At 44.5% G+C, this 14,551-nt stretch carries 13 protein-coding genes; 12 read left to right on the top strand and 1 reads right to left on the bottom strand.

Going from position 1 to position 14,551, the window contains the following annotated elements:
• The first annotated feature begins 41 nt into the window (after nt 1–41).
• From AC3AQ9_RS14510 to AC3AQ9_RS14485, 6 genes are all read left to right on the top strand, one after another.
• Nucleotides 42–494 (top strand): MarR family winged helix-turn-helix transcriptional regulator, encoded by a 453-nt coding sequence (locus AC3AQ9_RS14510; protein ID WP_488308199.1) that lies wholly within the window; start codon nt 42–44, stop codon nt 492–494.
• Complete coding sequence (locus AC3AQ9_RS14505) at nt 495–3,119, top strand: MMPL family transporter (RefSeq protein ID WP_488308198.1); 2,625 nt, start codon at nt 495–497, stop codon at nt 3,117–3,119.
• Between the two features lie 106 nt (nt 3,120–3,225).
• Nucleotides 3,226–3,678, top strand: a complete 453-nt coding sequence (locus AC3AQ9_RS14500) for a hypothetical protein (RefSeq protein WP_488308197.1) — start codon at nt 3,226–3,228, stop codon at nt 3,676–3,678.
• A complete protein-coding gene (locus tag AC3AQ9_RS14495; RefSeq protein WP_488308196.1) occupies nt 3,678–4,133 on the top strand; it encodes a GNAT family N-acetyltransferase in 456 nt (151 codons plus the stop codon). Before AC3AQ9_RS14500 ends, AC3AQ9_RS14495 begins: the two co-directional genes overlap by 1 nt.
• Nucleotides 4,134–4,254: 121 nt before the next feature.
• Nucleotides 4,255–5,283, top strand: coding sequence for a helix-turn-helix domain-containing protein (locus AC3AQ9_RS14490; protein WP_488308195.1), 1,029 nt, complete (start codon nt 4,255–4,257; stop codon nt 5,281–5,283).
• A 136-nt stretch (nt 5,284–5,419) separates the two neighbouring features.
• Nucleotides 5,420–7,057, top strand: coding sequence for a serine hydrolase (locus AC3AQ9_RS14485; RefSeq protein WP_488308194.1), 1,638 nt, complete (start codon nt 5,420–5,422; stop codon nt 7,055–7,057).
• Between the two features lie 326 nt (nt 7,058–7,383).
• On the opposite strand, the gene AC3AQ9_RS14480 is transcribed toward AC3AQ9_RS14485, so the two are convergent.
• Nucleotides 7,384–7,584: a cold-shock protein gene (locus AC3AQ9_RS14480; protein ID WP_006830093.1), complete on the bottom strand. Its 201-nt coding sequence runs from the start codon at nt 7,582–7,584 to the stop codon at nt 7,384–7,386.
• A gap of 230 nt (nt 7,585–7,814) precedes the next feature.
• Here AC3AQ9_RS14480 and AC3AQ9_RS14475 point away from each other — a divergent pair, with 230 nt between their 5' ends.
• The 6 genes from AC3AQ9_RS14475 to fumC all read left to right on the top strand — a co-directional run bounded on the left by AC3AQ9_RS14475 (nt 7,815) and on the right by fumC (nt 14,521).
• Complete coding sequence (locus tag AC3AQ9_RS14475) at nt 7,815–8,339, top strand: P-loop NTPase family protein (RefSeq protein WP_488308193.1); 525 nt, start codon at nt 7,815–7,817, stop codon at nt 8,337–8,339.
• Between the two features lie 92 nt (nt 8,340–8,431).
• Nucleotides 8,432–9,145: a hypothetical protein gene (locus AC3AQ9_RS14470; RefSeq protein WP_488308192.1), complete on the top strand. Its 714-nt coding sequence runs from the start codon at nt 8,432–8,434 to the stop codon at nt 9,143–9,145.
• An 82-nt stretch (nt 9,146–9,227) separates the two neighbouring features.
• Entirely contained in the window at nt 9,228–9,788 is a 561-nt protein-coding gene (locus AC3AQ9_RS14465; protein WP_488308191.1) for an NfeD family membrane protein, read from the top strand.
• An 18-nt stretch (nt 9,789–9,806) separates the two neighbouring features.
• Entirely contained in the window at nt 9,807–11,336 is a 1,530-nt protein-coding gene (gene floT, locus AC3AQ9_RS14460; RefSeq protein WP_488308190.1) for a flotillin lipid rafts scaffold protein FloT, read from the top strand.
• Between the two features lie 218 nt (nt 11,337–11,554).
• Nucleotides 11,555–13,045: a UDP-N-acetylmuramoyl-L-alanyl-D-glutamate--2,6-diaminopimelate ligase gene (locus AC3AQ9_RS14455; protein ID WP_488308189.1), complete on the top strand. Its 1,491-nt coding sequence runs from the start codon at nt 11,555–11,557 to the stop codon at nt 13,043–13,045.
• Between the two features lie 93 nt (nt 13,046–13,138).
• A complete protein-coding gene (gene fumC, locus AC3AQ9_RS14450) occupies nt 13,139–14,521 on the top strand; it encodes a class II fumarate hydratase (RefSeq protein WP_488308188.1) in 1,383 nt (460 codons plus the stop codon).
• Nucleotides 14,522–14,551: the final 30 nt, after the last annotated feature.

The following is a 14,551-nucleotide window of genomic DNA, read 5'->3' as shown; positions in this document are numbered from 1 at the left end:
CCCCCTAAACTAGTTATTATTAGTTGAGGGGGTATACTATTTTGGATATTCGAATAAAGGAAGCCGTCGATTTATTTCAAGAAGTGATGTTTTACGGAACAGAACGCGTAATCAAAGCGGTAGATGATCCGCTTTGGAAAGAATTTTCACCAGAGCAGATGCAGATGCTGAAACTGATCAGCAAAGAAAAGCAGATCACTTCCAGCAGACTCGCCGTTTTACAATCTGTACATAAAAGCGCGATTTCCAGCCGCATCAAAAAGCTGCTGCAAAAAGAGCTTATCCGCTTTGTTCAAACCAAACAGCAGGATCGGCGTGAAAAACTGATCGAATTGACGGAGCAAGGGGAGAAAGTGCTTGTGCAATCCGATAAAGTGCTGACAGATTATATAGAAAAGCTACTGGCACAACATATAAATGATGAGGAGATCGATCAGTTCCTGACGATTTTCCGGAAGTTGAAAGACATTATTAAAACGGATGGAGTGTCATAAATGAAAACTGTCTTAAAGCTGAAGTGGCCGATTACGATAGGTGTAATCCTTCTTACGGTTGCCCTATTTTTATTGGCGCCAAATTTAACGGAGCAAGCGGAGCAGGCGGGATCATTCCAGCTTTCACAACAAGCTTCTTCCCAAAAAGCTGCATCGATTTTAGCGGATGCTGATGCTGCAGATCAAACGATTTCTTTAGTCATTCCACTAGAAAATGAGCTGGATGAAACCATGAGGGAAATGCTGGCAGGAATGGCTTCCGATATTGAAGCGCTGGGAGACCCCGTAACAAGCGTTTTGAACCCGGTGGAAAGTGCAGAGCTTGAAGAACAACTAGTTTCAAAAGACCAGAAAACGATTTTGATGCCAGTCACAGTCGATGGCACTGATGAAGAAGTGAACGCTGTAGCGGAAGACATACGCGAAACGATCATTCCGCAGGACATGACAGCTTATGTGACCGGTGAAGCAATCATCAATAATGACGTTAACATCAGTGCCCAAGAAGGCTTGAAACGAACAGAAATCATTACGGTCGTTTTGATTTTCGGTTTGCTGCTTGCGGTGTTCCGTTCAATCGTCACACCGTTCATTCCGCTTGTGGCCGTCGGAATTTCGTATTTGCTGAGCCAGTCCATTGTCGCTTATTTGATCGATTGGTTCGGCTTCCCGGTATCGAACTATACCCAGATCTTTTTAGTGGCAATTCTTTTTGGAATCGGAACAGATTACTGTATCCTGCTGCTGAGCCGCTATAAGGAAGAACTATCGGCGGGGCATGGGGTGGAAGAAGCGATCGTCAATACGTACAAAACTGCTGGGCGCACGCTTTTGATCAGTGGCATAGCCGTATTTATCGGCTTTTTTGCCATCGGTTTTGCAGAATTTCCGATATTCAAATCTGCAGTTGCCGTAGCAGTAGGGATATTTGTGTTATTGCTCGTACTGTTTACCATTGTGCCATTCTTTATGGCGCTGCTGAAAGAAAAGTTATTCTGGCCGGCGAAAAAGTCAGCTGGTCATAAAGACAGCAATATGTGGATTGCAATGAGCAAATTATCGATTAACCGCCCGCTTTTGTCGATGCTGGTTGTTGCGGTTATTACGGTGCCGTTGTTGTTTACATACAATAACTCGCTGTCATTCAATACTGTTGATGAAATTGGTTCGGAATTTGAATCGGTAAAAGGGCTACGGGCAATTGAAGATGGCTTTGGCAAAGGGGATTCTTTGCCGGTAGAAGTCATCGTTAAATCAGATGAAACATTGACGGCTGAAGCTATCGTGCCATACTTTGAAGAAATCAGCCGAGAAATTGAAAAAATTGACGGCGTAGAAGCGGTCCGGGCAATTACACGCCCTACCGGTGAAGTGATCGATGATCTTTACGTGGACAAGCAAATGGAGCTATTGTCCAATGGATTGGCAGAAGCGGGTGATGGTCTCGGTGAAGTACAAGCGGGGCTGAATGAAATCCAGGCCAATTTAACTGGAATCAGTGAACAAACCCGTGGCGCAAATGGCATTGGCGAAGCTGCTGCAGGACTTGAGCAGTTAAACAGCCAGCTGGGCTTAGTTACGCAAGGACTGCAGCAGACCGGGAATGTCCAGCAGACAGTAGGGGTTTTGCCGCAAATCAGCGGCGGGCTAATAGAAATTCAGCAAGGATTGGCTGGAGCAGCCGGACAAACCGGAGAACTGGGAGCAGGTTTGATGCAGCTGTCTGAAGGCGTTGGTGCTTCGAATGCGGGCCTTGTGGAAATTCAGAATGGCTTAACCGAAGCAGCAGATATGATGCAGAAGATGAGCGGCAGCGAAACCGTGCGCGATACCGGGTTGTTTATCCCGGAAGGTACGCTTGAAAGCGAAGAATTTGCACAAGTACTGGATCGCTATGCTTTTGCGGAAGGCACCGGTATGAAGATGGAAGTTATTTTGTCGGATGATCCCTATTCTCCGGATGCAATCGATACCACTGCTAAAATCAAAGATGCAGTCGACCGGGCAATAGCAGATTCACCTCTTCAAGAAACAGAAATTGCATTCGGCGGCATTGCAAGCATCAATAGCGATTTGCAGGAAGTTTCATCGAGTGATTTCACAAATACTGTTGCCATTATGCTAATCAGCTTGTTTGTGATTTTGGCGATTCTTTTCCGCTCATTAATCATGCCGCTTTATATGATTGGATCGTTGCTGTTAACTTATTACACATCCATTTCGATTGCGGAATTGATTTTCGTCAATGGACTCGGCTACGATGGCATTAGCTGGGCTGTGCCTTTCTTCGGTTTTGTCATGTTAGTGGCGCTTGGCGTCGATTATTCGATTTTCCTTCTCGACCGCTTCCGTGAAGAATCGGCGAATGGAGGAAGTGTCCGTGATGCAATGAGAACATCCATGGCAAAAATGGGTACGGTCATCATTACGGCGGCCATTATTCTGGCAGGTACATTTGGTGCAATGATGCCATCTGGCGTTCTTAGCTTGGTGCAAATTGCGACGATTGTTATTACAGGCCTTTTGCTTTACGGCTTGATTGTCTTGCCTTTATTAATTCCGGCAATCTCGGTTTCATTTGACCGCGGTGTCTGGTGGCCATTCGGCAATAAAAAACATTCATAAGTGAAAAAAGCTGCCTCAGGGCAGCTTTTTTCTGTTTAATGTGGGATTGCTTGATGCCATGGTATACTAGGCTAAGAATCAACAATAATGAAACGGGGTAACTAACGTGCTTACATTTGAACAAAAACTAGAAATAATTGAATCGTTTCCGGAACTGACGCGCAAAGATGTGTCGATGAAACGTGTGAACTTCCATTACGAAGAAAGCCTGTATGACAAAAAAATCGTTGTTTATCATCTTCACCCGAATGGCAATGGATTTGTCTACGTAGGCAACTTGCCGCAGTATGAAGCGGATGACAAAGGCTTCGTCAATATCCGGGATTTCTCCACCAAGGAACTTCGCAGCATTGTAGCGGATGCTTTGGATTATTTGTCTTTAGAGCCTGAACCGCCATATGACAAGACATGGACGAACCGTGATAACGAAAAGCTGGATCTTGTCTACGAGGAGCCGTTTTGGAACATTTATACGGGCAAAAATCTGGAAGAAAGCTTCGGTACATTTAGCGATGCAGAAGACTATTTGATCGAGCAAGGCTTTAAAGAACCGAAGTGATGAAGATTCGGCAGCTGGAAAAAGGCGAAGACTTGCCGATGGAGCTTTTGCTTGAAGCCGATCCTTCTGAAAAGTTGGTGCGTGAATACACGTCAAAAGGAATGTCTTTTATTGCGGAAAAAGATTTCCGCATGATTGGCATTTACGTATTATTGCCATTATCTAATACCAAAGTGGAAATAAAGAATATTGCTGTTGCAGAGTCTGAAAGAGGCAAAGGCTACGGCAAAAAAATGGTGCTGCATGCGTTGATGGAAGCAGAGCGGCTGGGTTTTGAAACGGTCGAAATCGGCACGGGAAACTCGAGTTTTGACCAGTTGGCGCTTTATCAAAAATGCGGCTTTCGAATGATTGGGATTGACCAGGATTTCTTTGCTCGCCATTACCCAGAGCCGATTATTGAAAACGGCATTTTATGCAAAGATATGGTGCGACTTGAATATAAATTAAGATAAAACCCTTCGATTTTGAAGGGTTTTTCTTTTTGGAGTAAAAATTTTTACTTTTTAGAGAAATTTAAGTTGCGCTTCAAGGTAATTTAGATTACTATTTAAAGTAATAAGGGAGGAGAATTTCATGGAGGATATCAGATTAAACGTTGCATTGCTGAGAAAACGGGTGCCGAATTTAACGACTGCTGCCAAAGAAGCAGGCATCCGGCCAGCCACAGTCTCTAATTTGTGCACTGGCAAAATCGATTTGGGAAAAGCGGAAGTGAGAACGTTAGTTGGGTTGGCAAAATTGGCGAACTGTACAGTGGATGAACTTATTATTCGGGGGGAGAAGATGGCAATGATTGAAACGAAGATTAAAGCGTTGGATTTTTTCGCACCATTAGTAAAGAATGGCACGACTGGCATTGTTGCGCGCCCAGGGATGGGGCAACTGGTGATTGTAGCTGAATTGCTTCACCGTTTTAAAGAACAGGGCATAAAAACAGTTTATCTGGCACCAAAAAACGAACACCCGGAACTGGAAGGAATAATTGAACTGGCAGACCGGGTGACCCAATCAGTTGCGGAAACCTTGGAAGGGCTAAAGCATTATGGCGACAAGGCGGTGCTGGTTACAGACAAGGAACGGGTCGATTCGGGAGAGTTGTTTGAACTGCAGGAAACATTTGGCGATACACAAGTCACGACGCTGCTGGTGGATTTGTCTGGAGGAGTGGTAGATGACGATTTCCCGTTCGGGCCGCTTGAAACCGTTTGGCAACTGGATGCAGACTTAGCTGCACGCCATCAGTATCCAGCGTTGAGTCCGCTTCACTCCACTTCTACTTTGCTGGAAGAAAGCGATTTGGATGAACGCCACTTCCAGCTTCGCCAACGTGCGCAAAAAACACTCCGCCGTTACCGGGAGCTCCGGTCCATCGTCAATGCCCATGGAATAGAGCGGCTGCCTCAAGCGGAAACCGAAACGTATCGACGCGGAGAACGGATGGAAGCATATTTTACCCAGCCGCTGTTTGTAGCTGAAGAACTCACTGGACAGACAGGAGCCGCCGTTTCATTGACAGAAACTTTGAACGATGTGGAAGCAATTTTAAACGGCCAGACAGACGCTAGGGAATTGAAAGAACTGCAATTTATCGGAACGTTGTAAGGAGCCTTGTGCTCCTTTTTTTATGGTTTTGCGCAGGGTATTAGCGAATGGGAATTCACAGAATTTTGCTTCAAACTTAACTTAAAAGAGGAAAAAAAGGGAAGATTTCGGTATGCTAAAAGCAAGAGGTGATCACATGTTCAAGAAAGTGACCTTATATACAAATCGGCTGAAGGAAATGAAAGGATTTTATGAATATCAAATGGGTTTTCGGATCGTAGAAGAAGAAGACATCAGTTTCACGCTGGCTATCGGCGATTCTCAATTGGTCTTTCAAGCATCCGAACGGGCAGCGATTTACCATTTTGCATTTAATATTCCGGGCAACCAGTACACGCTGGCGAAGGACTGGGCACGCTCGCGTGTGACACTGAACCGTCAGGAAGGCATGGACGAAATCTATTACGCGAATTTCAACGCAGACGCTTTTTACTTTCAGGATCCTGCTGGCAACGTGGTTGAGTTTATCGCCCGCCGCCATATCGACCGCATGGGCAATTTCACTGTTGATTCTCTGCTCAATATCAGTGAAGTCAGTATTACGACGAAACATGTAAAAGAAGTGGGCGAACAAATCGAAGCCATGGACATTCCGGTGCGGGGCAACAAAGGAATCGAACCGAACGCATTGAATTTTCTTGGCCAAGGAGATGCGTTTATCTTACTGGTTGCACCGAAAAGAACTTGGTACTTCTCGAAACAGAAAAGCGAAGTCCATCCTTTATCGATTGAATTGATGGATGGCCGGCAGATTGATATTACGGAAGACGGTATGTTTCAAGAAGTACGGCCAGCTAACCCGATTTCGGATGGCATGGAGGCTATGGATTTTTCAGGAGTTGTGTTGCTGAAAAATGAAGATGTTTGGTCCACTGCCAAGGGATGGGCAGATCGTTCAAATGAGCGGCCGAATGCTTTGGATACCCGGTTCGGGATTGCTTCCGGCAGCAAAATTTTCACGGCAGTGATCATCTGCCAATTAATAGAAGAAGAGAAGCTGACGTTTGAAGACCGGTTGTCGGAGCTAGTGCCGGAGTTCTTTCCGGATTTTGATGTTACTGTCCATCATTTGCTGACGCATACATCCGGAATACCGGATTATTTTGATGAAGAAACGATGGAGAACTTTGAAGAGCTATGGGTAAAGCAGCCAATGTACTTGATGAGGTCCGGTGCGGATTTCGTACCGTTGTTTAAAGATGAGCCGATGAAATTCAAGCCCGGTGAAAAGTTCCAGTACAATAATGCCGGATTTATTGCATTGGGGCTCATTGCAGAGAAAGTAGCCGGCCAAGCATTTACTGACATGGTGGAAGAGAGAATCTTTAGGCGGGCGGGAATGGAGAATTCCGGCTTTTTCAGTCTTGACCACTTGCCCAAAGGAGTGGCTTGCGGCTATATTGATGAAGGGGATTCGTGGCGCACCAATCAGTATGCGATCCCGATCCAAGGCGGTGCAGATGGCGGTGCATTTGTGACGGCAGCTGATATGACCGCTTTTTGGGAACGGTTGATGGATTATACATTACTTTCTGAAGAAATGACAAAAAAAATGCTGTCGCCCCATGTCTCTGCGGGACAAAACGATTATGGCTACGGCGTCTGGATTATGCAGAGCCGGGATTCTATCTTAAAGTACCATGTCATGGGATACGACCCGGGCGTTAGTTTCCATTCCGGTTTTTATCCGCAAGATGGGACCATCCTGACTGTATTGGCCAATAAAAGCGAAGGGGCTTATGAAGTCGTAAAATTGATTGAAGGAACTTTTTAGAAGGGGTGAGGGCATGAGTGGAAGAAACTTGGCAATTGCAATAGCGGTCGGCACCCTTGTAGTATGCGCATTGATTTTTTTCGTCTTCCAACTGTATTTCAATATGAATCCGACTCAATGAAAGAAAAAAGCAGGCTGTGGAAAATCCGCAGCCTGCTTTTCTTTGATTAAAAGTATAATGGATTTGAATCTGATGTCTATGCAAGCTGAACAAATGCAAACTGCGCACCTTGAAATTCAAACGGGATTTTTCTGCTAGAGCCTATCAGTAAAAAACACAAAAAATGAGCTCCCCGTGAGGAGAGCCCATAAATAGTTAGGTTAAATTAAGCTTTTTGAACGTTAGTAGCTTGAAGACCGCGTTGGCCTTGCTCGATGTCAAAAGTAACTTCTTGACCTTCGTCTAAAGATTTGAATCCTTCGCTTTGGATAGCTGAGAAGTGTACGAATACGTCGTCTCCGCCTTCGCGCTCGATGAAGCCGAATCCTTTTTCTGAGTTAAACCATTTTACTTTACCTTGTTCCATGTGTGTTTCCTCCTCGTATGCAATTGCATACATTGTATTACTATCCTTGCTCAAATCTTGCAGATGAACATCTGACACTTTATACAAAGTTATCCGAACAAAAATAATTCTTCCTTAGAATAACATGAGGTTACAGAAATTGCAAGCCCCATCTGAAAAATGACTGATCTATCTATGGAAACTGTTTTTATATATACTGTAAGAATCGCATGGGAATGGGAGTGAAGGCCATGAAAAGAATTATGGTTGTAGGGGTATCTGCTGGTGCAGGAAAGTCGACTTTTGCTTCAATACTTGGGGAAAATTTGGATTTGCCAGTGCATCATCTTGATTCGCTTTACTGGAAACCGGGATGGAAAGAAGCGGAACCGAAAGAATTTAGAGAGGCACAAGAAAAAATCACAGCAGGTGAAAACTGGATTATTGAAGGGAATTACAGCGGAAGCTTTGATATCCGGATTGCAAAAGCAGATACTTTTATTTACTTGGAGCTGCCTTTAAGGGTGTGCTTATATCGGGTGTTAAAGCGCTGGCTGTCGAATATCGGCAGTACAAGGCCGGATATGGCAGAAGGCTGTCCAGAAAAAATGGATTTTGAATTTCTTGAATTTATCATTACCACATATGCAGCCCGCAAAGTGAAAATGCGGAATCGGATGCGGGCATTTCAGGAATTACGTCCAGATAATCGAGTAATTTTTCTGAGCAATAAAAAACAGATTAAAGGCTTTTTAGAAAGCATTCGCCCTCGATAGAAATCGAAGAAGAATTTCAAAAACTGCAACATCTGCAATAAGTGAAGTGGTATCCTAAAACTATAAATACTATACGACTAGGAGAATAAACGATGAAGTTCTTGTACGAAGGAACCGTCACCAACCAAACGCTTCGGAAAACAGAGTCCATGTATATGAAGCGGCTTTTTTTAGAAGATTTGCCTATTATTGAGCAAGTGCAAAAAGAAGTTATTGAATCGCTTCCTGAAAAAGCGACACTGCAGCCTTTATCAACTGAAGAATATTTATTTATTTTAAATGAGCGCGGCCTTCTGGTTGGAGCATTCGTAGAGGATCAGTTGATTGGATTCCGGGCGCTTCTCATTCCGGAAATTGACGAGGAGCATTTGGGGTTAGATCTTGGCCTTCCGGAAGAAGATTTGGCTCACGTCATTTACCAGGAAATTTCAGTGGTGCTGCCGGAGTATAGAGGCAATCGGCTGCAGCAAAAATTAGCTGAAGTGATCATGAAGGAATTGCCTAATCTTGAGCAACAGTTCCGATATGTATGCTGTACCGTAGCGCCTATGAACATTCCAAGTTTAAAAGATAAATTTCTTCAGCAAATGCATATCGGTGCGTTGAAAGAAAAGTACAATGGCATGGAACGCTATATTCTAGTGAAAGATTTAGAGCATCCCGCTAGTCGGTTTGAAAATCATATAACCGTAAAACTGGACGATTTAGAAAAACAGCGCGAACTTTTGGCACAAGGCTACGTCGGCATTGGCTTTCAATTAGTGAAAGGCTTCCATGAAATCGAATTTGCAAAACCTGTTCTTTAAAAGAGCAGGTTTTTTATTTTTTTATTAAAGAATTCTGAAACTTTCTGTTGTTTATTCCGTATATTAAGTAGGATGAAAAAGAATGGATGAGATGGGAGGTTTTGGAATGGAGTTATTCGGTTTATCCATGGAGCAGCTGTATATGTATACCCTTCTTTTTGCAGGAGCATTGACTGTGCTTTATGTATTTTTCGGTGATATTGCGGATGCAGGGGATGGGCTTCCTTTTTTTAACCCGACAATCATCTTAGCTTTTATCACTTTGTTGGCTGCTGCCGGTTATTTGTTAGAAGTGGCTTCGAGCTTGGACAGTTTAGCAATTTTGGGGATCTCAGCGATTGCGGCAATGTTGCTTGATATGTTGTTATATTTCTTTATTTTATTACCATTGTCTTCCGCGGAATCCTCGATTGCTTATACGGATGAATCGTTACTGGGCCAAGTGGCGAAAGTGATTATACCGATACCGGCAGATGGTTATGGGGAAGTCATCATCGAAACTTACGGAGGGATCATCTCAAAGCGGGCAGCAGGGTTTGACAATGAAGCGATTGATCAAGACCGGCAAGTATTAATCATTGAGGTGAACGATGGCACTTTGTATGTCAGAGATTATGAACCGCTATTTAGCAGAAGTAAATGACATTGAGGAGGAGTTAGGATGGAAATGACGTGGATTGCGATAGGGATTGCAGCTTTTGTGGTATTAGCAATTGTCGGGGTTTATATTACCAAGTATAAGACAGTAGGGCCGGATGAGGCATTGATTGTGACGGGGAGTTATTTGGGCACTAAAAATGTTCACACAGATGATTCTGGAAACCGGATTAAGATCATTCGCGGTGGAGGGACGTTCTTGCTGCCGATATTCCAGCAAGCAGCGCCGCTAAGTTTGTTGTCGAGCAAATTGGAAGTGACCACTCCGGAAGTTTATACGGAACAAGGTGTTCCGGTCATGGCTGATGGAACGGCCATCATCAAGATCGGCGGATCCATTTCAGAAATTGCCACTGCCGCAGAACAATTTCTCGGCAAATCAAAAGAAGATCGGGAAAATGAAGCGAAAGAAGTACTGGAAGGGCATTTGCGCTCGATTCTGGGTTCTATGACAGTAGAAGAAATTTATAAGAACCGCGATAAGTTCTCTCAGGAAGTGCAGCGAGTCGCTTCACACGATTTGGCGAAAATGGGATTGATCATTGTTTCATTTACCATAAAAGATGTACGGGACAAAAATGGTTATCTGGATTCACTCGGTAAAGCACGGATTGCCCAAGTGAAACGGGATGCGGATATCGCAACAGCTGAATCGGAGATGCAGACACGCATTAAGCGGGCAGAAGCTGGAAAAGATGCACAGCGCGCCGAAATTCAACGGGCCACTGAAATCGCCGAAGCAGAAAAAGAGAATTTGCTGAAAGTGGCGGAGTATAAACGCGAGCAGGACAGCGCAAAAGCCCGGGCTGACCAGGCATATGAACTTGAAACGGCACGCTCGAAACAGGAAGTTGTCGAACAGGAAATGCAAATCCGCATCATTGAACGCCAGAAGCAAATCGAATTGGAAGAAAAAGAAATTCAGCGCCGCGAGCGCCAATACGATTCTGAAGTGAAGAAAAAAGCCGATGCTGACCGTTATGCGGTTGAACAAGCGGCGCAAGCGGAAAAATCGAAACAATTAACGGTTGCAGACGCTCAGAAATACAGCGTCGAAGCAATGGCAAAAGCGGAAGCCGAAAAAGTGCGCCTGGATGGTTTGGCGAAAGCCGATTCTCTTCGTGCTCAGGGTGAATCGGAAGCGGATATTATCCGCATGAAAGGTTTGGCCGAGGCGGAAGCAAAACGCAAGATTGCGGAAGCGTTTGAAATGTACGGGAAAGCTGCAACTCTTGACATGATTGTGAAGATGCTGCCGGAATATGCGAAAGAAATTGCCAGCCCGCTTGCCAACATTGACAAAATTACTGTGGTGGACACAGGGGGCGGAGAAGGCGGCGGAGCCAACAAAGTCACTGCATACGCTACGAATCTGATGTCATCCCTGCAGGAAACCTTGAAAGAATCTTCAGGTATTGATGTCCGTGAAATGCTGGAAAACCTGACGGGCAAAACGGATTACCCGCAAACCATCGAACAATTGCGCTACGAATTAGCAGAAAAAGAACGGGAAAATAAACAGCAGCAGGTTTGATAATCGGCTGGATGGCATAAGAGCTTAATCGCTCTTATGCCATTTTTTATTTTTACTAAAGCCATACCTGAGGAATTGAAAAAACTAAAAATAATAATAAATTAATAATAGATGCGCGAAAACAGGTTTGCGGACTTTGGTTAAAATGATAGAATATTAGCACAAGCTGATAGGGAAAGTTTATCAGGATAAATTATCCAAAGATTAAGGGGTGTTCAATGAATATACAATTCGGCCGCAGCCTGTATTTATCGGAAGAAGGCCTTTATGGGCCAGAGACTCAGGAAATTAGTTCTATCGCCTATAATTCTGCTGATGTGATAAGCGGTTCAGCGTTTTTTTGTATAATCGGAGAAAATACGGATGGGCACCTGTTTATCGCGGAAGCAATCGATAAAGGAGCCGTTGCCATCATCGGATCCGATCTGCCGACATTGAAAAAATATGCAGATAAGCATCCAACGGTAACATTTGCGGCAGTGGATGATACACGCCAAGCTTTGGCACAGGTCTCCAACGTTTTTTCCGAAAAAGCCCAGGACCACTTGATAAAAGTAGGGGTCACCGGGACGAATGGAAAAACAACCACAGCAACTTATGTATACAATTTATTTAATCTTCTGGGTGTGCCCTGCGGTTTTCTGGGAACCACCGGCATCTATAATTCGGCTGGGAAATTGCCATATAAAAAAAGTACACCTACTACACCTATTTCTTCTGATATCCATCAAATCTTTTCTCAACTGGTTTCCTTTGGAGACCAGGCGGCTGCCATGGAAGTATCTTCTATCGCACTTGATCAAAAACGGGTAGAAGGCATTATGTTCGATGTAGCCATCCATACCAATATATCTGAGGAACATTTAGAATATCATCAAACATTTGAACATTATTTAGAATGCAAACTGCGTCTATTCCAGCAGGCAAAAAATGCCGTGATCAATTTGGATGACCAAGGCATGGCGAAAGAAATTTTAGAGGCAGTCCATTATTCGGCGCTTACTTACAGCCAAGTTCCGGATTCAGGGGCCGATCTGATTTGGACAGATGTCCAGATTAAAGAAAGCGGCATGCAGTTTGATTTATATTATCAAGGACAGGTTTTTAATGTGGAAGTGCCTTTGTTCGGGGAATACAATGCCGGAAATCTGACAGCTGCAATAGGGGCGGCGTTGCTGTCGGGCACAACAATGGAACAAATCATTTCGGTGCTGCCGGAAATGCCGCAGGTCGAAGGCCGATTTCAGCTGATTGAAGGCCCTGAAGACCGGAAAATCATTTTGGACTATGCCCACACGCCGGTCGCTTTGGATTTGGTGATGAGAGAAGTGAAGAAATTACCCCACAATCGCTTGATTACACTGATTGCAGGAATCGGCATCCGGGATTTTTCCAAGATGCCGAAGATGGCGAAAGCAGCTGAAGGCAAAGCGGATGTTCTCGTCGTGACTGTCGACCATCCGGGTTTTAATGATCCTAATGATGTGGTCAATGAAGTATTGAAAGGGTTTACCATTCCGTATAAACAGCAAGTATTGACGGCGCCTACCCGGCACGAAGCAGTAGTGGCAGCGCTCCAGGAAAGCGGACCCAAAGATATTGTTTTATTATCAAGCGGCTGCATCAATGGTGCCCAGCTTATTCGGGGAGAGTTTGTCCCGCATTCGGATGAAGATATCATTGCGGATTTTTTCCTGCAGCAAAATTAACGGCTTTTTTAAGTGGAAAGGTCGCTTTTTTCCTTCTGCTTGTGTTTAATAGAAGAGAAGACTACATAAGAAAAGTGAATTGGAGTGAATGGAATGCAGTATCGTACAGAAAGAGACACGATGGGCGAAATTCAAGTAGAAGCAGACAAGATGTGGGCAGCTCAGACACAGCGCAGCCTCCAGAACTTTGCGATCGGCACAGAACGGATGCCGCATGAAGTAGTTATGGCATTTGCCCAATTGAAAAAAGCAACAGCGAAAGCAAACCACAAACTTGGAAAACTTTCTGAAGCCAAAATGAAAGCGATTGAAACAGCTGCCAATGAAGTGATCGATGGCAAATGGAACGACCATTTCCCATTAGTGGTGTGGCAAACAGGAAGCGGTACACAGTCTAATATGAATATGAACGAAGTATTGGCGCGCCGTGGTAACGAAATTTTGGCTGAGCAATCTTCTGAAGAAAAATTGCATCCAAATGACGATGTCAATATGTCGCAAAGTTCGAATGATACATATCCGACAGCGATGCACGTTGCGGGTGTATTGGCAGTAACGGAAAACTTGCTTCCGGCTATCCAGAAATTAAAAGCGACACTCGATGAAAAATCGAAAAAATTTGATGACATCATCAAAATCGGCCGTACGCATTTACAGGATGCGACGCCGTTAACGCTAGGGCAGGAAATCAGCGGCTGGAGACATATGCTTGAGAAAAGCGAGCGCATGATCCGCGCGAGCGTTGAAGAAATGCGCGAGTTGGCAATCGGTGGTACAGCAGTTGGAACAGGCATCAACGCTGATCCGACATTCGGCCCTTCTGTTGCTGAGTTTATCTCAGAAGCGGTTGGCACCACATTTACTTCTGCTGAAAACAAATTCCATGCACTGACAAGCCATGACGAAATGGTTTATACGCACGGTGCCATCAAAGCGCTTGCGGCTGACGCAATGAAAATCGCTAACGATGTACGTTGGCTGGCTAGTGGCCCACGCAGCGGCATCGGTGAAATCACCATTCCAGAAAACGAGCCAGGCAGCTCCATCATGCCAGGGAAAGTCAACCCGACTCAAAGCGAGGCTTTGACAATGGTAGCCGTTCAAGTCATGGGCAATGATGCGGCAATCGGATTTGCGGCAAGCCAAGGAAACTTTGAATTGAACGTTTTCAAACCGGTGATTGCTTATAACTTCCTGCAATCGGTGCGTTTGTTGACTGACAGCTTAATCAGCTTTGATGACAATTGTGCAGTAGGAATTGAAGCGAACCTTGAGGTTATTCAAAACCACGTGAGCAATTCATTGATGCTCGTAACTTCATTGAATCCTCATATCGGTTATGAAAAAGCGGCAGCGATTGCCAAGCAGGCACATAAAGAAGGCACAACATTGAAAGAGTCCGCTGTTAAGAGTGGACACTTAACAGCAGAACAATTCGACGAGTGGGTACGCCCGGAGAATATGGTTGGAAAATAAACAGATGGAAAGAGAGCAGCCGCACATTCG

It is taken from the genome of Planococcus sp. VCh962, from assembly GCF_057748275.1.
This window is presented reverse-complemented; position numbering and strand designations above follow the sequence as displayed.